Origin of the sequence: Pseudomonas sp. ERMR1:02 (assembly GCF_002277815.1) — a bacterium.
Classification (GTDB): domain Bacteria; phylum Pseudomonadota; class Gammaproteobacteria; order Pseudomonadales; family Pseudomonadaceae; genus Aquipseudomonas.
In genome coordinates this window covers 321,005-338,447 of sequence record NZ_NKJI01000006.1, presented here as the reverse complement: position 1 = coordinate 338,447, position 17,443 = coordinate 321,005, and the positions used below count along the sequence as shown (strand labels likewise).

Below are 17,443 nucleotides of genomic sequence, written 5' to 3'. Positions count from 1 at the left end.
AACCCTTAGAAATAACCCTGACGTTTCTTTTCTTCCATCGAGCCTGCGCCATCGTGATCGATGACCCGGCCCTGGCGTTCGGAAGTTCGCGTCAGGAGCATTTCCTGAATGATGTCGGTCAGGCTGGTGGCCTCGGACTCGACCGCACCGGTCAGCGGGTAGTCGCCAAGCGTACGGAAGCGGACCTTCTTCTTGACGATACGCGCCTTGTCTTCATCGCTCAGGTGATTGAGCAGGCGTTCGTCGTCGATCATGATCCAGGTGCCATTCATCTCGATGACGTCGCGTTCGGCGGCGAAATACAGCGGCACGATCGGAATGCCTTCGAGGTAGATGTACTGCCAGATGTCCAGTTCGGTCCAGTTCGACAATGGGAAAACGCGGATCGATTCACCCTTGTTGACGTTGCCGTTGTAGACATTCCACAACTCTGGACGCTGGTTTTTCGGATCCCAGCGGTGCTTGGTGTCGCGGAAGGAATACACGCGCTCTTTGGCACGGGATTTCTCTTCGTCGCGGCGGGCGCCACCGAAAGCGGCATCGAAGCCGTACTTGTCGAGGGCCTGCTTGAGGCCTTCGGTCTTCATGATGTCCGTGTGCTTGGCACTGCCGTGGGTCAGCGGATTGATACCCTGCGCCACGCCATCGGGGTTGACGTGCACCAGCAGATCCAGGCCGAGTTCTTCGACCATGCGGTCGCGGAACGCGTACATTTCCTTGAACTTCCACCGGGTGTCGACGTGCATTACCGGGAACGGCAGTTTGCCCGGGAAGAATGCTTTGCGTGCAAGGTGCAGCATTACGGCGGAATCTTTACCGACGGAGTACAGCATCACCGGGTTGTCGAACTCGGCGGCGACCTCGCGGATGATGTGGATGCTTTCCGCCTCCAGCTGTTTCAGATGCGTCAGTTTGTCGACCATGGCTACTCACGAAATCTTTCTTAGGAACGGCCAGCGGGCCGTGTTCGAGCGGGGAATCCTAGCACAGCGACCCTCTTCTAATCAGGACGCCAGCTAGATCGAAAGGGCATATGAATATGCCTCCGCGTTTGGGTGCAATCGCCCCCTGTAGGAGCGAGCATGCTCGCGATGGTCGTCAACGATAACGCGGGAATCCTGACAGCCAGCGGCGTACTCAGGTTCATCGCGAGCATGCTCGCTCCTACAGGATCAAGGTGCGGCAGTCAGATGGGATTCGGACAATCGATAAAAATGTGCTCAAGAGCAAACCGCCGCGCCAGGTAATCCCCCAGCGCCTGAATGCCATAGCGCTCGGTGGCATGGTGACCGGCGGCGATGAAGCTGATGTCGTTTTCACGGGCGCTGTGGAAGGTTTGTTCGGACGCTTCGCCGCTGAGATACAGATCGACACCGGCCAGGACCGCCTGATCGATATAGCCCTGGCCGCCACCGGTGCACCAGCCGACGCGGCGAATCATCGCGCTGCCTTCAATCAGCAACGGCTCGCGGCCCATGACCTCCTGCACGCGGCGGGCGAAATCCCGAGGCGTCACCGGTTCGCTCAACGAGCCGACCAGACCGACGATTTTCAGGTTGTCGGGATCCAGCGGGCCTTCGACGGTGATGTCGAGCTGACGTGCCAACTGCACGTTGTTGCCAACCTCCGGGTGCAGATCCAGCGGCAGGTGGTAGGACAACAGGCTGATGTCGTGCTTGAGCAGAGTCTTCAGCCGGCGTTGCTTCATGCCGGTAATGCACGGGTTTTCGCCCTTCCAGAAGTAGCCGTGGTGCACCAGCACCAGATCGGCATTGGCTTCAACCGCGGCATCAAGCAAGGCCTGGCTGGCGGTGACGCCGCTGACGATGCGCATCACCTGCGGCCGGCCTTCGACCTGCAGGCCGTTGGGGCAATAATCGGCAATCTTTGCACTGTTCAGGTAACGGTCGGCTTCTTCGACGAGTGTGCTCAGGGCGACGGCCATAAAAGACTCCTAAATATCCCGTTCAGAGGCACGCGCGGCCTCGTATAATGCGCGACATTATGGGCGGTCCCTAACCGCCTGCAACCTTTCAGGACGTGCTTAATGCTCAAGGCGCTGCGTTTTTCCGGCTGGCCGTTGTTGGCCGGCGTGCTTGTCGCTCTGTTAATCATCCAGCGTTACCCGCAGTGGGTCGGGCTTCCAAGCCTCGACGTCAATCTGCAACAAGCCCCACAAACCACGAGCATGCAGCAAGGTCCGGTGTCCTATTCCGACGCGGTGATCACCGCCGCGCCGTCGGTGGTGAACCTGTACACCACCAAAGTCATCAACAAACCCAACCATCCACTGTTTGAAGACCCGCAGTTCCGGCGTTTCTTCGGCGACAACTCGCCCAAGCAGAAACGGATGGAGTCGAGCCTCGGTTCCGGCGTGATCATGAGCCCCGAAGGTTACATCCTGACCAATAACCACGTGACCACCGGCGCAGATCAGATCGTAGTAGCACTCAAGGACGGTCGTGAAACCCTGGCCCGGGTGATCGGCAGCGACCCGGAAACCGACCTCGCGGTATTGAAGATCGACTTGAAAAATCTTCCTTCGATCACTGTCGGCCGCTCCGACAATATCCGCATCGGCGATGTCGCGCTGGCCATCGGCAACCCGTTCGGCGTCGGCCAGACCGTGACCATGGGCATCATCAGTGCCACCGGGCGTAATCAGCTGGGCCTGAACAACTACGAAGATTTCATTCAGACCGACGCCGCGATCAACCCCGGTAACTCTGGCGGTGCGCTGGTAGACGCCAGCGGCAACCTGACGGGCATTAACACCGCGATTTTCTCCAAGTCCGGCGGCTCACAGGGCATCGGCTTTGCGATCCCGATCAAACTGGCAATGGAGGTGATGAAGTCGATCATCGAGCACGGCCAGGTGATTCGCGGCTGGCTGGGTATCGAGGTGCAACCGCTGAGCCAGGAACTGGCGGAATCGTTCGGCCTGTCGGGGCGTCCGGGCATCGTCGTCGCGGGGATTTTCCGTGATGGTCCAGCGCAGAAAGCCGGCCTGCAATTGGGCGACGTGATCCTCTCCATCGATGGTGAACCGGCCGGTGATGGCCGCCGTTCGATGAACCAGGTCGCACGTATCAAACCAACCGATAAGGTCACGGTCCAGGTGATACGCAACGGCAAGGAACTCAAGCTCACGGCGGAAATCGGCTTGCGTCCACCGCCCGCGCCGGTCAAGGAAAAAGAAGAGAACTAAGCCTGGCTCGAGAATCTCGAGCTATTGGAAGACATTCTCATTAGACATGTTATATTGTTTCAATTCTAGCAATTGGAACAACATAACATGTCGTCTCGAACAAATGCATCTCTCGCCTGCGCCAGGCTTTTTTACCCTCTGAACCCCCTGGCCCTGCTCGGCCTGCTGTTCGCCACACAGGTCTCGGCCCATGGCCTGTGGACCGAAGAACGCCGCGGCAACATCGAAGTGGTCTACGGCCACGGCGCTGAGGACAACGCTTTCAAAGCGAAAAAAATCAGCGGCGCCTGGGCCTATGACGGCAACGGAAAAATGATTCCGGTGACGGTTCAGCGCCTGGCCGATCACGCACGCCTGCAACCACTGAAACCACCGGCGGTGATGGCCGTGGCGCTGGATAACGGCATGTGGTCGCAAACCGCGGACAAGAAGTGGATCAACGAAGGGCGCAGCAAAGTGCCGGGGGCGATCGAATCGACACAGACGTTCAAGTACAGCCTGGCAATTGATCAGCCGGGGGCGAAGCTGCCGAAACTTGATCAGCTGAAGTTGCTGATACTGCCCGAGGTTGATCCACTGACCGTCGGGCCGGGCAACTCGCTACCGGTCCGCGTGCTACTGGATGGCAAACCGGCGGCGGGCGTGAAGTTGGTTGGCGACTATCGCAACGCGCCGAACACCTTGAGTACCGAGACCGATGCTGATGGTCGGGCGCAGGTGCTGGTGCGTAATGAAGGGTTAAATGTGATTTCGGCGCAGGTGGAAGTGCCAGTGACAGACAGCGCTGACGTGAGCAGTCGCGGATTGTTCAGTTCGCTGACGTTCCTGGGCGAACCGCATCACGAATAAGGCTTCAAGTCGGTGGTGCTCCATTCGCGAGCAAGCCCGCTCCCACATTTGATCTCTAGTGAACACAGAATATGTGTCCGACAGAGTTCAAGTGTGGGAGCGGGCTTGCTCGCGAAAGCGGTTTATAGGTCGCCGAGGCCGTCGATCAGCGCCTGATTCTGCTCAGGCGTGCCAATGCTGATCCGCAGGAACTGCGCGATCCGCTCCTGCTTGAAGTGCCGGACGATCACACCTTGCTCGCGCAGTTTCGCCGCCAGACCCGCCGCATCGTGCTTCGGATGACGCGCAAAAATGAAGTTCGCCGCCGACGGCAGCACTTCAAAACCCTTGGCCTGCAACTGCGTGATGACCCATTCACGGTTTTCGATCACCAGACGACACGTCTTGTCGAAATACTCACGATCCTCGAACGCCGCCGCAGCACCGACATTCGCCATGCGATCCAGCGGATAGGAGTTGAAACTGTTCTTGATTCGCTCCAGCGCTTCGATCAGGTCGGGATGCCCTACCGCCAGGCCGACCCGCAAGCCGGCCAGCGAACGGGATTTGGACAGGGTCTGCGTCACCAGCAGGTTCGGATAACGGTCCACCAAAGTGATCGCCGTTTCCCCACCAAAGTCGATGTAAGCCTCATCCACCACGATCACCGAATCGGGACTGGCCTTGAGGATCTGCTCAACGGCGTCCAGCGCCAACAGGCAACCAGTCGGAGCGTTCGGGTTGGGGAAGATGATCCCGCCATTCGGTTTGGCGTAGTCCGCCGGGTTGATCTGGAACTGCTCGTCCAGCGGCACAGCATCGAACTTGATGCCGTACAACCCGCAGTAAACCGGATAGAAGCTGTAGCTGATGTCCGGGAACAGCAGCGGCTGATCATGCTGCAGCAAGCCGTGGAAAATGTGTGCCAGAACTTCGTCGGAACCGTTGCCGAGGAAGACTTGATTGTTCTGTACACCGTAGTACTTGGCGACTGCGTTTTTCAGCAGGTCGCTGTTCGGATCAGGGTACAGGCGCAGGTTGTCGTTCAGTTCGGTTTGCATCGCCGCCAAGGCTTTCGGCGATGGCCCGTACGGGTTTTCATTGGTGTTGAGCTTCACCAGTTTTGCCAGTTTCGGCTGCTCGCCAGGTACGTAAGGCACCAGATTCTTGACGAACGGGCTCCAGAATTTACTCATGATCAGTTCCCCTGCTTTTCGTCAATGATGCGGTATTCGGCGCTGCGGGCGTGGGCGGTCAGCGACTCGCCGCGAGCCAGCACGGAAGCGGTTTTGCCCAGGTCCGACGCGCCTTGCTCGGAGCAGAAAATGATCGACGAGCGTTTCTGGAAGTCGTACACACCCAGTGGCGAAGAGAACCGTGCGGTGCCGGAAGTTGGCAGTACGTGGTTAGGACCTGCGCAGTAGTCACCGAGGGCTTCAGAGGTGTGACGACCCATGAAGATTGCGCCAGCGTGACGGATCTGTGGCAACCAGGCTTGTGGGTCAGCGACCGACAACTCCAGGTGCTCCGGCGCGATGCGATTGGCGACTTCGATGGCCTGCTCCATGTCACGCACCTGAATCAACGCCCCACGGCCATTGATCGAGGTTTCGATGATGGTGGCGCGTTCCATGGTCGGTAGCAGTTTGGCAATACTTGCGGCAACCTGGTCGAGAAACGCAGCATCCGGGCTTACCAAAATCGCCTGTGCGTCTTCGTCGTGCTCGGCCTGGGAGAACAGGTCCATGGCGATCCAGTCCGGGTCGGTCTTGCCGTCACACACCACGAGAATTTCCGACGGACCTGCGATCATGTCGATACCGACCTGGCCAAACACGTGACGTTTGGCGGTGGCCACGTAGATGTTGCCCGGGCCCACTACTTTGTCGACCTTCGGCACGCTTTCGGTACCGTAGGCTAGCGCGGCAACGGCTTGAGCGCCGCCGATGGTGAACACGCGGTCGACGCCGGCGATGCAGGCCGCAGCGAGCACCAGTTCATTGATTTCACCACGCGGCGTTGGCACTACCATGACCACTTCGGTCACGCCTGCGACCTTGGCCGGGATCGCGTTCATCAGTACCGACGACGGGTACGATGCCTTCCCGCCCGGCACGTACAGACCGGCGCGATCCAGCGGCGTGACCTTTTGGCCCAACACAGTGCCGTCTGCTTCGGTGTAGCTCCAGGAATCCTGTTTCTGCTTTTCGTGGTAGCTGCGCACGCGCGCCGCGGCTTTTTCCAGGGCTTCGCGCTGAGGCACGGTGATGCGCGTGAGCGCCAGTTCCAGGCGTTCGCGCCGCAGGATGAGGTCAGCCATGGACGCGACGTCCAGCCCGTCGAACTGACGGGTGAATTCCACCAGCGCCGCATCGCCACGCTCGCGCACGGCTTTGATGATCTCCAGCACTCGCTGATTGACCGAGTCGTCAGACACACTCTCCCAGCTCAGCAGATGATCCAGATGATGTGCGAAATCCGGGTCAGCAGCGTTGAGTCGGCGAATTGCAGTCGGTGCGGTCATAGCGAGAGCCTCATAGAATTGGCAAAAACTCAGGCGCCCTAACTTAGCAGTCGTTTCCGCTTGGGCACCTGAGAATTCTGGCTATGAGGCGGATAGACGGGCGCGCCTTGCGGTCGCGCAAGTGAATCAGCCGCGGTGTCGAGACTCCACTGCCTTGCGCAGGGTGTCGATCAACGCCTGGATACGGGCGTGCTGCATTTTCATCGAAGCTTTGTTGACGATCAGGCGAGAGCTGATGGCAGCAATGAAATCCTGTGGCTCCAGGCCGTTGGCCCGCAGCGTGTTGCCGGTGTCGACCACATCGATGATTTTGTCGGCCAGACCGATCAGCGGCGCCAGCTCCATAGAGCCGTACAGCTTGATGATGTCGACCTGGCGGCCCTGTTCGGCGTAGTAGCGCTTGGCAACATTGACGAACTTGGTCGCGATACGCAGGCGGCCCTTGGGCTCGACCGCGCCGACCTTGCCGGCGGTCATCAGTTTGCACTGGGCAATTTGCAGGTCCAGAGGCTCGTACAGGCCCTGGCCGCCATATTCCATCAGCACGTCTTTACCGGCGACGCCAAGATCGGCGGCGCCATGCTCGACGTAAGTCGGCACGTCGGTGGCACGCACGATCAGCAGGCGTACATCTTCCTGGGTCGTGGGAATGATCAGCTTGCGGCTCTTGTCCGGATTCTCGGTCGGCACGATGCCCGCTTCAGCCAGAAGCGGCAGGGTGTCGTCAAGGATGCGGCCCTTGGACAGTGCGATAGTCAGCATGGGAAACGTCAGTCCTTATCAAGGTACTCATGCCCGGACGCAAACGGCGCCGGACACACATCGAGGGTGTCAACCACCCTCGACTTCGAACAATTCAACGGGCATGTCCTTATGCCCATGCAGCAGAAACTAGCCCGGAACGCGACGGATCTTGGCGCCCAGCATCTGCAGTTTCTCTTCGATGCACTCGTAACCACGGTCGATGTGGTAGATGCGGTCGATCAGGGTGTCGCCTTCGGCGATCAGCGCCGAGATCACCAGGCTGGCCGAAGCACGCAGGTCGGTGGCCATGACTGGCGCGCCCTTGAGCTTTTCGGTACCGGTGACGATGGCAGTGTTGCCTTCGACCTGGATCTTGGCGCCCATGCGGTGCAGTTCGTAAACGTGCATGAAGCGGTTTTCGAAGATCGTCTCGATCACCGCACCGGTGCCTTCGGCAATGGCGTTGAGGGAGATGAACTGCGCCTGCATGTCGGTCGGGAACGCCGGGTACGGAGCGGTCCGCACGTTGACGGCTTTAGGCCGCTTGCCGTGCATGTTCAGCTCGATCCAGTCTTCACCGCAGGTAATTTCAGCGCCTGATTCACGAAGCTTTTCCAGAACGGCTTCGAGGATGGTTGGATCGGTATCCTTGACCTTCACGCGACCGCCGGTCACGGCAGCGGCAACCAGGTAGGTGCCGGTTTCGATACGGTCAGGCATCACTTTGTAAGTGGTGGTGTGCAGACGCTCAACGCCATCGATGGTGATGGTGTCGGTGCCAGCGCCGGAAACCTTGGCGCCCATGGCGTTCAGGAAATTCGCCAGGTCGACGACTTCAGGTTCGCGAGCGGCGTTTGCCAGAACGCTGCGGCCCTTGGCCAGCGCAGCGGCCATCATGATGTTTTCGGTACCGGTCACGCTGACGGTGTCGAAGAAGAAGTGCGCACCGCGCAGGCCGCCTTCAGGGGCCTTGGCCTTGATGTAGCCGCCTTCGACGTCGATGACCGCGCCCATGGCTTCCAGGCCACGGATGTGCAGGTCAACCGGACGCGAACCGATGGCGCAACCGCCAGGCAGCGCAACTTCGGCTTCACCGAAACGGGCAACCATCGGGCCCAGTACCAGAATCGACGCACGCATGGTTTTAACCAGTTCGTACGGAGCGATCAGGGTCTTGATGGTGCGTGGGTCGATTTCGACGGACAGTTTCTCGTCGATCACCGGCTCGATCCCCATGCGACCGAACAATTCGATCATGGTGGTGATGTCGTGCAGGTGTGGCAGGTTGGCAACGGTCACCGGACCATCGCACAGCAGCGTGGCGGCCAGGATCGGCAGGGCAGAGTTCTTTGCCCCGGAGATGCGGATTTCGCCGTCAAGACGAGCACCGCCAGTAATAATCAATTTATCCATAAGAATCTCGACGCCCTTGGGCTCAGGTGCGCTCGGCCCAGGCCGCGCTGCTGAAAAATTTCATAGTGACCGCATGGATGCTGCCATCGGTGATCCATGGGTTCAAATGGGCATAGATCTGCTGCTGGCGCTTGACCGGGCTCAATGCCGCCAGTTCATCGCTAATCACGTTCAGCTGGAAATTGCAGCCTTCGCCCTCAACTTCCACCTTCGTTCCTGGCAGCTTTGCTTCAAGGAAGCTTTTCACTTCTACGGCCTGCATGCTCAACCTCAATCGGCGCCATGTGCGCGCGGGTCGGACATCATACAAAAAAGCCCCGCGCCTGCGAACCCCGCGGAGCAGGACTCTGACGGGGGGCTTATTTATCGATGCGGGTTAGGGATGCGCCAACAGCTCCGTCAGCTCACTGACCTGAGCGATTTCGCGCATGTCTTCTGGCATCCCTCGGATGCTCAGCGCCTTGCCGGTCGCCTGCGCATCGCGCATGAAGCACAGCAACAACGACAGACCGACGCTGGTGGACTTCGTCACCGCTGAACAATCGACCACCAGTGCCGCGGCATTACTCGCCTTGATCAGCGCCTGCCCCTGCTCGCGCAGACCAGGGCCGGTGCGGTAATCCAGCACACCGCTGAGCCGCAGCTCGCCAGCTTCGCCCATCTGAACGGCCGACTCACTCATTGGGCTTGCTGCCCTGGCTTCTTGTCGGTGGCTTCCTTGGCCTTGGCAACCTCCCCGGCCCAACCATTGATGGTCTTGTCCAGGTCGTTGCCATTGCGCTGCATCGCATCGGCGAACTGATCGCGGAACAGCTTGCCGATGTTGATGCCGTTGATGATGACGTTGCGCAGCTTCCACTCGCCACCGACCTTTTCCAGGGTGTAGGACACGGGGTAGATCGCGCCGCTGCTGCCCTTGACGGTCATGCCGACGCTCGTCCGGTCGCCCGACTCGTCCTTGGCAGGATCAACAGTGATGCCCTGGTTGTTGTACTCGAGCAAGGCATTGCCATAGAACTGGAACAGACCCTTTTTGAAGTTTTCTTCAAAGGTCTTCATTTGCTCAGGCGTGGCTTTGCGCGAGTATTTGACCGTCATGATGCTTTTCGAAATGCCCTCGGCATCCACAACAGGCCCGACGATGCTGTTCAGCGCCGCATAAAAATCCTTCGGATCCTGTTTGTACTTCTCTTTGTTGGCTGCCAGATCGGCCAGCATACGGTTGGTGGTGTCCTGTACCAGCTCGTGCGCGGAAGGCGCCGCCACTGCGTTAGCCACCAACGGCAAGGCCGCGAGCAACACCAACAGGCCACGTCGCAAGGTAGAGATCATTTAACAATCCTCATTTGGCTTCTTTGCTAACGGTATTGAGAAGAAACTTACCAATCAGGTCTTCAAGCACCAGCGACGACTGCGTGTCATGAATAGTCCCGCCATCCTTGAGCAGGGTTTCTTCCCCGCCCACGCTAAGCCCGATGTACTTCTCGCCCAACAGGCCAGCGGTCAGGATAGATGCAGTGGAGTCGGCCGGCAGATTATCTACGCGCTTTTCCAGCTGCATGGTCACTCGACCGGTGAAACTGTCGCGATCCAGATCGATCGCTGTGACCTTGCCGATGGTCACACCGGCCATGGTCACTTTAGCTCTGACCGTCAATCCGGCGATATTGTCGAAATACGCATAAAGTTTATAGGTGTCGGTGCTCGGGCTCGGGGACAAGCCACTGACCCGCAGCGCCAGCAACAGCAAAGCCAGGATGCCAGCCAGCAAGAAAAGGCCGACACCGATTTCCAGGGTGCGGTTTTGCATCAGAAATCTCCAAACATCAAGGCGGTCAGAATAAAGTCCAGGCCGAGCACAGCCAGAGAGGCATACACCACGGTCTTGGTAGTGGCACGACTGATCCCCTCGGAAGTGGGCTCGCAGTCATAGCCTTGAAATACGGCGATCCAGGTCACGACGAAGGCAAAAACCATGCTTTTGATGATGCCGTTGAGCACATCGTCAGCGAAGGTCACGCTGTTCTGCATGTTCGACCAGTAGGAACCTTCATAGACACCCAGCCAGTCGACGGCCACCCACGAGCCGCCCCAGATACCCACCACACTGAAAATCATCGCCAGCACCGGCAGGGAAATGAAGCCGGCCCAAAGGCGCGGGGCAATGATGTACTTGAGCGGGTCGACCCCGATCATTTCCAGACTGGACAGTTGTTCGGTGGACTTCATGTTGCCGATTTCGGCCGTCAACGCCGAACCGGCACGCCCGGCAAACAGCAAAGCCGTCACCACCGGCCCCAATTCGCGCAACAGTGTCAGCGCAACCATCTGCCCTACCGCCTGCTCCGAACCGTAACTGGACAGGATATTGAAGCCCTGCAGCGCCAGCACCATGCCGATGAAAACGCCGGAGACCACGATGATCACCAGCGACATCACACCCACGGAATGCAGTTGCTTGACCAGCAGACCAAAAGCACCACCGATGCCGCCGCGACCCATAAGCGCGTGAAACAGGAACAGCGTCGAACGTCCGAACACCGCCAGCACATCAATGCCGGCGTGACCGAAGCGACGCACTCGTTCTAATAGTGAAATCTTGCGCATCAACGCTTCCCCAGAAGATCTGCGCGGTAATCCGTCGCTGGAAAGTGGTACGCGACCGGACCATCAGGCTCACCGGTCATGAACTGACGGATTCGCGGCTCGTCCGAATTCATCAATTCTTCAGGCGTACCCTGCCCCAGGACTTGCCCGTCGCCCACCACATAGATGTAATCGGCGATGCTCGCGGTCTCGGCCAGGTCGTGGGAAACCACGATACTGGTGATACCCAGCGCATCGTTGAGCAGGCGGATCAGGCGCACCAGTACGCCCATGGCGATAGGGTCCTGGCCGACAAAGGGTTCGTCATACATGAGAATCTGCGGATCGAGCGCAATTGCCCGTGCCAGTGCGACACGACGCTTCATGCCACCGGACAGTTCGTCGGGCATCAGGTCGATAGCACCCCGCAAACCCACGGCCTGCAACTTGAGCAGGACGATATCGCGGATCATTTCTTCGGGCAGTTCGGTGTGAACGCGCAGTGGAAAAGCCACGTTCTCGAACACATCGAGATCGGTAAACAGTGCTCCACTCTGAAACAGCACGCCCATGTGCTTGCGCGCATCGAACAAATCACTGCGCGAGAGCTTCGGCAGGTTCTGACCGTTGACCCAGACTTCACCCCTGGAAGGTCGCAACTGTGCGCCCATCAACCGCAACAGCGTAGTCTTGCCACACCCGGAAGGTCCCATGATGCCGGTGACCTTGCCGCGGGGAATACGGATATCGACGTTATTGAAAATGCTGCGCGCACCGCGCTTGAAGGACAGTCCCTTCAGCTCGACCGCGTAGGCGTTATCGGCACTCATCTAAACTCCTTGCGATGCAGCCTCTCACTCGGACGCCTGACTTTCTGACGAAAGCACATACCTCCCGGGCGGGCCGAACTGGCGGCGAACTATATCACTGCAAACGCCACGCGCCCAAGGTCATTGCCGGACCAAGTTGTGCGGCATGACGAGCAAAAAGCTCCATTTAGAGGATTCGGTAACAGGGAATGACGATGCGCGACGAACTTGCGTGAGGGTTTCGATCATAACCGTTATAATCGCCGCCTTTTCATCAGGCTAAATGATTTCTGACATGAGCCAATCCAGCGACCTGATTCAATCTGCCCAGCGCACCATCCGCCTCGAAGTGGAAGCCGTACAAGGTTTGCTGTCGCATATCGACGCAGATTTCATACGCGCTTGCGAGATGATTCTGGCCAGCAAAGGCCGCGTAGTCGTGGTCGGCATGGGCAAGTCAGGGCATATCGGCAACAAGATCGCCGCCACCCTGGCCAGCACCGGCACCCCGGCATTTTTCGTCCACCCAGCTGAAGCCAGCCATGGTGACATGGGCATGATCACCCGCGACGACATCATCCTGGCGCTCTCGAACTCTGGCTCGACCAATGAAATCGTGACCCTGCTGCCACTGATCAAACGCCTGGGCATTCAGTTGATCAGCATGACCGGCAATCCCGATTCGCCGCTGTCCAAGGCCGCCGAGGTCAACCTCAATGTTCACGTCGAGCATGAGGCCTGCCCGCTGAACCTGGCGCCCACCTCTTCGACTACCGCCGCGCTGGTCATGGGCGATGCCCTGGCCGTCGCACTGCTGGAAGCCCGCGGATTTACCGCCGAAGACTTCGCCTTTTCCCATCCTGGTGGCGCACTGGGCCGACGCCTGTTGCTGAAAGTGGAAAACGTCATGCACGCAGGTCAAGAGTTGCCGCAGGTTCAGCGCGGCACCCTGCTCAAGGATGCGCTGATGGAAATGACCCGCAAGGGCCTGGGCATGACAGTGATCCTTGAGGCCGATGGCAAGCTCGCCGGGATCTTCACCGACGGCGATTTGCGCCGCACGCTGGACCGCACCATCGATATTCACAGTGTCACCATCGATCAGGTCATGACCGCCCACGGCAAGACCGCCCGCGCCGAGATGCTCGCCGCCGAGGCCCTGAAAATCATGGAAGACCATAAAATCAACGCGCTGGTTGTGGTCGACAGCGAAGACCGCCCGGTCGGCGCCTTGAACATGCACGACTTGCTGCGTGCCGGAGTAATGTAAATGAGTAACGACCTGCTGCAACGTGGTCAACAGATCAAACTGGCGGTTTTCGACGTCGACGGCGTTCTTACAGACGGGCGCCTTTACTTCCTCGAAGACGGTAGCGAATTCAAGACGTTCAACACTCTTGACGGCCAGGGCATCAAGATGCTGATGGCCGCCGGCGTGCAGACGGCCATCATCAGCGGCCGCAAGACCCCGGTGGTCGAGCGACGCGCGAAGAATCTCGGCATCCCGCATCTGTATCAAGGACGCGAAGACAAACTGGTAGTGCTCGACGAGCTTCTTGACCAACTCAACCTAAGCTATGAACAGGTCGCCTACCTGGGTGACGACCTGCCTGACCTGCCGGTAATTCGCCGCGTGGGCCTGGGCATGGCGGTGGCCAACGCTGCCAGTTTCGTACGTGAACACGCTCATGGCATTACCCAGGCCCGTGGTGGCGAAGGTGCCGCCCGCGAATTCTGCGAATTGATCCTGCGCGCCCAGGGCCGCCTCGATGCGGCCAACGCCGCGTACCTGTGAGCCAAACATGCTGAGCAAAAAGTTTCGCAAATTCCTGGTGTTCGGTTGCATCGCGGCTATTTTCGCCGCGGTCGGCTACTGGAATATCAGCCCGGAACGCTTCCTCGACAAGCCGGTTGTGCAAGTCGACAACAGCGCGATCGACTATTACGCCACAAACGCCCACAGCGTACAGTTCCTGCCGGACGGAAAACTGCAATACGAGATGACTTCGGACAAGGTAGAACACCTGAAAGCGAGCGAAGTTACATTGCTGACCAATCCCGACCTGAACATGTTCCGCGGCACCGAATTCCCGTGGCATGTCCAGAGCGAGAAGGGTGAAGTCAACCCGGACGGCACACAGGTCGAACTGATCGATTCGGTACGCATCACGCGTTTCGACGAGAAAAACCGCAAAACCCTGATCACCACCACTCGCATGACGGTGTTCCCGCAGCAGCAATATGCGCAGACCGAGCAACCCGTTAGAATCGACGGCGCTGGCGGTGTATCGACTGGCACTGGAATGAAAGCGTATTTGAAAGAAAGCAGGATACACCTGCTTTCGAACGTAAGAGGACAGTATGAGGCTCGTTAAAACCCTCCCTATTTTGCTCAGTCTGGGCGCAGCACTGGGAAGCGTGAGCGCCTGGGCTCTGCCAAACGATCAAGAGCAGCCTATCCGCATCCAGGCCGACGATGCCCAACTGGACGACAAGAATGGCATTGCCACCTATAAAGGTGACGTGATCATTACCCAGGGTTCGATGAAGGTGACCGGTAATACCGTGACCATCACCCGCACCCCTGCGGGCGATATCGACGTAATGACATCGGTGGGCAACCTGGCCTACTTCGAGCAACTGCAAACCCAAGGTGACACCAAGCCCGTCCAGGGTTGGGGAGTGACTATCCAGTACCACGCCACGCAGAACCGCGTCGTACTGATTGATCGCGCCAAAGTCATCGACAAGGACAACAACACACCCAAGGCGAGAAAATCGTCTATGACACGGTCAAGAAGCTTGCGAGCGCCGGTCGCGCGACGGGTAACAAGGTCACCGAGGCGCGTCCGCGCATCGATATGGTGATCCAGCCGAAAAAGAAAACCGACGAGCAAAAGGCCCAGTAATGGCAACTCTGAAAGCTCAGCATCTGGCCAAGAGCTACAAGAGCCGCCAGGTCGTGCGTGACGTCAGCCTGTCCATCGACAGCGGTCAGATCGTCGGCCTGCTTGGCCCCAATGGTGCCGGCAAAACCACCTGTTTCTACATGATTGTCGGCTTGGTAAGAGCAGATCAGGGCCGCGTCCTGATCGACGACCTGGACGTCAGCCACCAGCCAATGCACGGTCGTGCGAAGGCCGGTATTGGCTATCTGCCGCAAGAAGCATCGATTTTCCGCAAACTCTCGGTGGCCGACAACATCATGGCTATCCTCGAGACCCGCAAGGAACTCGACAAGGCCGGTCGTCGCAAGGAACTGGAGAGCCTGCTGCAGGAATTCCACATCAGCCACATCCGCGACAACCTCGGCATGAGCCTTTCCGGTGGCGAACGCCGCCGCGTGGAAATCGCCCGTGCGCTGGCGACCAACCCAAAATTCATCCTGCTCGACGAACCATTCGCCGGCGTGGACCCCATTTCAGTGGGCGACATCAAACAGATCATCCACCACCTCAAGGCCAAGGGCATTGGCGTGCTGATCACTGACCACAACGTCCGTGAAACTCTGGACATCTGCGAAACCGCCTATATCGTTAACGATGGCCAGCTGATCGCCGAAGGCGACTCGGACACCATCCTGGCCAATGACCTGGTCAAGGAAGTGTATCTGGGCCATGAGTTCCGCCTGTAAGCGCTGAGATGCCTGACTTGGTCGACCGAGCGCTTGTCTCGATAAAAAATCAACACTTTTTTATTGTTACGGCGCTCTAGGCAAACCCTGTAACTTCGGGCATATAATTTGCTTATGTTTGGCGCTCCGGCGCCCCAGAGTGGATGGCGCATGTGCGCCGGCGAATAAGGTGTTAAGCCCCTGCCATGAAACCATCGCTAGTCTTGAGAATGGGCCAGCAGCTGACGATGACACCGCAGCTGCAACAGGCCATCCGCCTGCTCCAATTGTCGACCCTGGACCTGCAACAGGAAATCCAGGAGGCCCTGGAGTCCAATCCGATGCTCGAGCGCCAGGAAGAAGGCGACGACTTCGATAACGCCGACCCTTTGGCCGACAACGCTGAACAGAAGCCCAACACCGACATTCAGGAACCCTCCTACCAGGAAAGCGCGCCGACGGTTGATAACCTCGAGGAAGGCGACTGGAACGAGCGCATCCCCAACGAACTACCCGTCGACACCGCCTGGGAAGACGTCTACCAGACAAGCGCCAGCAGCCTGCCGAGCAACGATGACGACGAATGGGATTTCACCACTCGCACATCGGCCGGCGAAAGCCTGCAAAGCCACCTGCTTTGGCAGTTGAACCTGGCGCCGATGTCCGACACCGACCGCCTGATCGCCGTGACCCTGATCGACTGCATCAACAATCAGGGCTATCTGGACGAAACACTCGAGGAAATCCTCGAAGCCTTCGATCCGGAACTGGACATCGAACTGGACGAAATCGAAGCCGTCCTGCATCGCATCCAGCAATTCGAACCCGCTGGCATCGCCGCCCGCAATCTGGGCGAATGCCTGCTGCTGCAGTTGCGCCAGTTGCCAGCCAAGACGCCATGGCTGACCGAAGCAAAGCGCCTGGTCACCGATTTCATTGACCTGCTTGGCAGCCGTGATTACAGCCAGCTGATGCGCCGTATGAAGCTAAAGGAAGACGAACTGCGCCAGGTGATCGAACTGGTCCAGAGCCTCAACCCGCGCCCAGGTTCGCAGATCGAGTCCACCGAAGCCGAGTACGTCGTCCCCGACGTGATCGTGCGCAAGGACAACGAGCGCTGGCTGGTGGAGCTCAATCAGGAGTCGGTGCCACGTCTGCGGGTCAACGCCCAGTACGCCGGTTTCGTACGCCGCGCCGATACCAGCGCCGACAACACATTCATGCGCAATCAGTTGCAGGAAGCCCGCTGGTTCATCAAGAGTTTGCAAAGTCGCAACGAAACCCTGATGAAAGTAGCCACCCAGATCGTCGAGCATCAGCGCGGCTTCCTGGAGTACGGCGATGAAGCCATGAAGCCGCTGGTCCTGCATGACATCGCTGAAGCGGTTGGCATGCACGAATCGACGATCTCGCGGGTGACCACACAGAAATTCATGCATACCCCTCGGGGCATCTATGAACTGAAATACTTTTTTTCCAGCCACGTCAGCACCTCCGAAGGCGGCGAATGCTCGTCCACGGCGATACGCGCGATCATCAAAAAACTGGTTGCTGCGGAAAATCAGAAAAAGCCGTTGAGTGACAGCAAGATCGCTGGTTTACTGGAGGCACAAGGCATTCAGGTGGCTCGCCGCACCGTCGCCAAGTACCGCGAATCTCTGGGGATCGCGCCTTCGAGCGAACGTAAGCGGTTGATGTAGAGCCACGCCACAGCGTTC

General features: G+C 58.7%; 19 protein-coding genes and 1 pseudogene. 8 read left to right on the top strand and 12 right to left on the bottom strand.

Annotated elements, in window-relative coordinates; translation table 11 throughout:
• Window positions 1-5: 5 nt before the first annotated feature.
• Window positions 6-923, bottom strand: coding sequence for a sulfate adenylyltransferase subunit CysD (gene cysD / locus CES87_RS14360; RefSeq protein WP_010463281.1), 918 nt, complete (start codon window positions 921-923; stop codon window positions 6-8).
• A gap of 263 nt (window positions 924-1,186) precedes the next feature.
• Window positions 1,187-1,945, bottom strand: a complete 759-nt coding sequence (locus CES87_RS14355) for a Nif3-like dinuclear metal center hexameric protein (RefSeq protein ID WP_128606621.1) — start codon at window positions 1,943-1,945, stop codon at window positions 1,187-1,189.
• 102 nt (window positions 1,946-2,047) lie between these two features.
• Between CES87_RS14355 and algW the strand changes: the two genes are divergently transcribed.
• Complete coding sequence (gene algW, locus CES87_RS14350) at window positions 2,048-3,208, top strand: Do family serine endopeptidase AlgW (protein ID WP_128606620.1); 1,161 nt, start codon at window positions 2,048-2,050, stop codon at window positions 3,206-3,208.
• 87 nt (window positions 3,209-3,295) lie between these two features.
• Complete coding sequence (locus tag CES87_RS14345; RefSeq protein ID WP_128606619.1) at window positions 3,296-4,057, top strand: DUF4198 domain-containing protein; 762 nt, start codon at window positions 3,296-3,298, stop codon at window positions 4,055-4,057.
• A gap of 122 nt (window positions 4,058-4,179) precedes the next feature.
• Here CES87_RS14345 and hisC read toward each other — a convergent pair whose 3' ends face one another.
• The 10 genes from hisC to CES87_RS14295 all read right to left on the bottom strand — a co-directional run bounded on the left by hisC (window position 4,180) and on the right by CES87_RS14295 (window position 12,133).
• A complete protein-coding gene (gene hisC, locus CES87_RS14340; protein ID WP_128606618.1) occupies window positions 4,180-5,232 on the bottom strand; it encodes a histidinol-phosphate transaminase in 1,053 nt (350 codons plus the stop codon).
• Between the two features lie 2 nt (window positions 5,233-5,234).
• Window positions 5,235-6,560, bottom strand: a complete 1,326-nt coding sequence (gene hisD, locus CES87_RS14335) for a histidinol dehydrogenase (RefSeq protein ID WP_128606617.1) — start codon at window positions 6,558-6,560, stop codon at window positions 5,235-5,237.
• 126 nt (window positions 6,561-6,686) lie between these two features.
• The gene (hisG, locus tag CES87_RS14330) at window positions 6,687-7,322 is read right to left on the bottom strand and encodes an ATP phosphoribosyltransferase (RefSeq protein WP_008018703.1); all 636 of its coding nucleotides are present in this window, start codon (window positions 7,320-7,322) and stop codon (window positions 6,687-6,689) included.
• Window positions 7,323-7,451: 129 nt separating this feature from the next.
• Window positions 7,452-8,717, bottom strand: a complete 1,266-nt coding sequence (murA, locus tag CES87_RS14325; RefSeq protein ID WP_128606616.1) for a UDP-N-acetylglucosamine 1-carboxyvinyltransferase — start codon at window positions 8,715-8,717, stop codon at window positions 7,452-7,454.
• Window positions 8,718-8,739: 22 nt separating this feature from the next.
• Window positions 8,740-8,979, bottom strand: a complete 240-nt coding sequence (locus CES87_RS14320; RefSeq protein WP_128606666.1) for a BolA family protein — start codon at window positions 8,977-8,979, stop codon at window positions 8,740-8,742.
• Window positions 8,980-9,093: 114 nt separating this feature from the next.
• Window positions 9,094-9,399: a lipid asymmetry maintenance protein MlaB gene (locus CES87_RS14315; RefSeq protein ID WP_128606615.1), complete on the bottom strand. Its 306-nt coding sequence runs from the start codon at window positions 9,397-9,399 to the stop codon at window positions 9,094-9,096.
• Complete coding sequence (locus tag CES87_RS14310; protein WP_128606614.1) at window positions 9,396-10,049, bottom strand: phospholipid-binding protein MlaC; 654 nt, start codon at window positions 10,047-10,049, stop codon at window positions 9,396-9,398. Before CES87_RS14310 ends, CES87_RS14315 begins: the two co-directional genes overlap by 4 nt.
• A 10-nt stretch (window positions 10,050-10,059) precedes the next feature.
• Complete coding sequence (gene mlaD, locus CES87_RS14305; protein ID WP_128606613.1) at window positions 10,060-10,527, bottom strand: outer membrane lipid asymmetry maintenance protein MlaD; 468 nt, start codon at window positions 10,525-10,527, stop codon at window positions 10,060-10,062.
• A complete protein-coding gene (gene mlaE, locus CES87_RS14300; RefSeq protein ID WP_128606612.1) occupies window positions 10,527-11,324 on the bottom strand; it encodes a lipid asymmetry maintenance ABC transporter permease subunit MlaE in 798 nt (265 codons plus the stop codon). The genes mlaD and mlaE overlap by 1 nt, the downstream gene beginning before the upstream one ends.
• The gene (locus tag CES87_RS14295) at window positions 11,324-12,133 is read right to left on the bottom strand and encodes an ATP-binding cassette domain-containing protein (RefSeq protein ID WP_128606611.1); all 810 of its coding nucleotides are present in this window, start codon (window positions 12,131-12,133) and stop codon (window positions 11,324-11,326) included. The genes mlaE and CES87_RS14295 overlap by 1 nt, the downstream gene beginning before the upstream one ends.
• A 274-nt stretch (window positions 12,134-12,407) precedes the next feature.
• Between CES87_RS14295 and CES87_RS14290 the strand changes: the two genes are divergently transcribed.
• From CES87_RS14290 to CES87_RS14265, 6 genes and pseudogenes are all read left to right on the top strand, one after another.
• Complete coding sequence (locus CES87_RS14290; protein ID WP_128606610.1) at window positions 12,408-13,382, top strand: KpsF/GutQ family sugar-phosphate isomerase; 975 nt, start codon at window positions 12,408-12,410, stop codon at window positions 13,380-13,382.
• Window positions 13,383-13,907 carry an HAD family hydrolase gene (locus CES87_RS14285; protein WP_128606609.1) on the top strand — a complete coding sequence of 175 codons (525 nt, stop codon included), beginning with the start codon at window positions 13,383-13,385 and terminating at the stop codon, window positions 13,905-13,907. It abuts the gene before it with no gap.
• A gap of 7 nt (window positions 13,908-13,914) precedes the next feature.
• Window positions 13,915-14,487, top strand: coding sequence for an LPS export ABC transporter periplasmic protein LptC (gene lptC / locus CES87_RS14280; protein ID WP_128606608.1), 573 nt, complete (start codon window positions 13,915-13,917; stop codon window positions 14,485-14,487).
• Window positions 14,474-15,021, top strand: a pseudogene (gene lptA / locus CES87_RS14275) (lipopolysaccharide transport periplasmic protein LptA). Before lptC ends, lptA begins: the two are co-directional and overlap by 14 nt.
• Entirely contained in the window at window positions 15,021-15,746 is a 726-nt protein-coding gene (lptB, locus tag CES87_RS14270; protein ID WP_128606607.1) for an LPS export ABC transporter ATP-binding protein, read from the top strand. Before lptA ends, lptB begins: the two are co-directional and overlap by 1 nt.
• A 185-nt stretch (window positions 15,747-15,931) precedes the next feature.
• Window positions 15,932-17,425: an RNA polymerase factor sigma-54 gene (locus tag CES87_RS14265; protein WP_128606606.1), complete on the top strand. Its 1,494-nt coding sequence runs from the start codon at window positions 15,932-15,934 to the stop codon at window positions 17,423-17,425.
• Window positions 17,426-17,443: the final 18 nt, after the last annotated feature.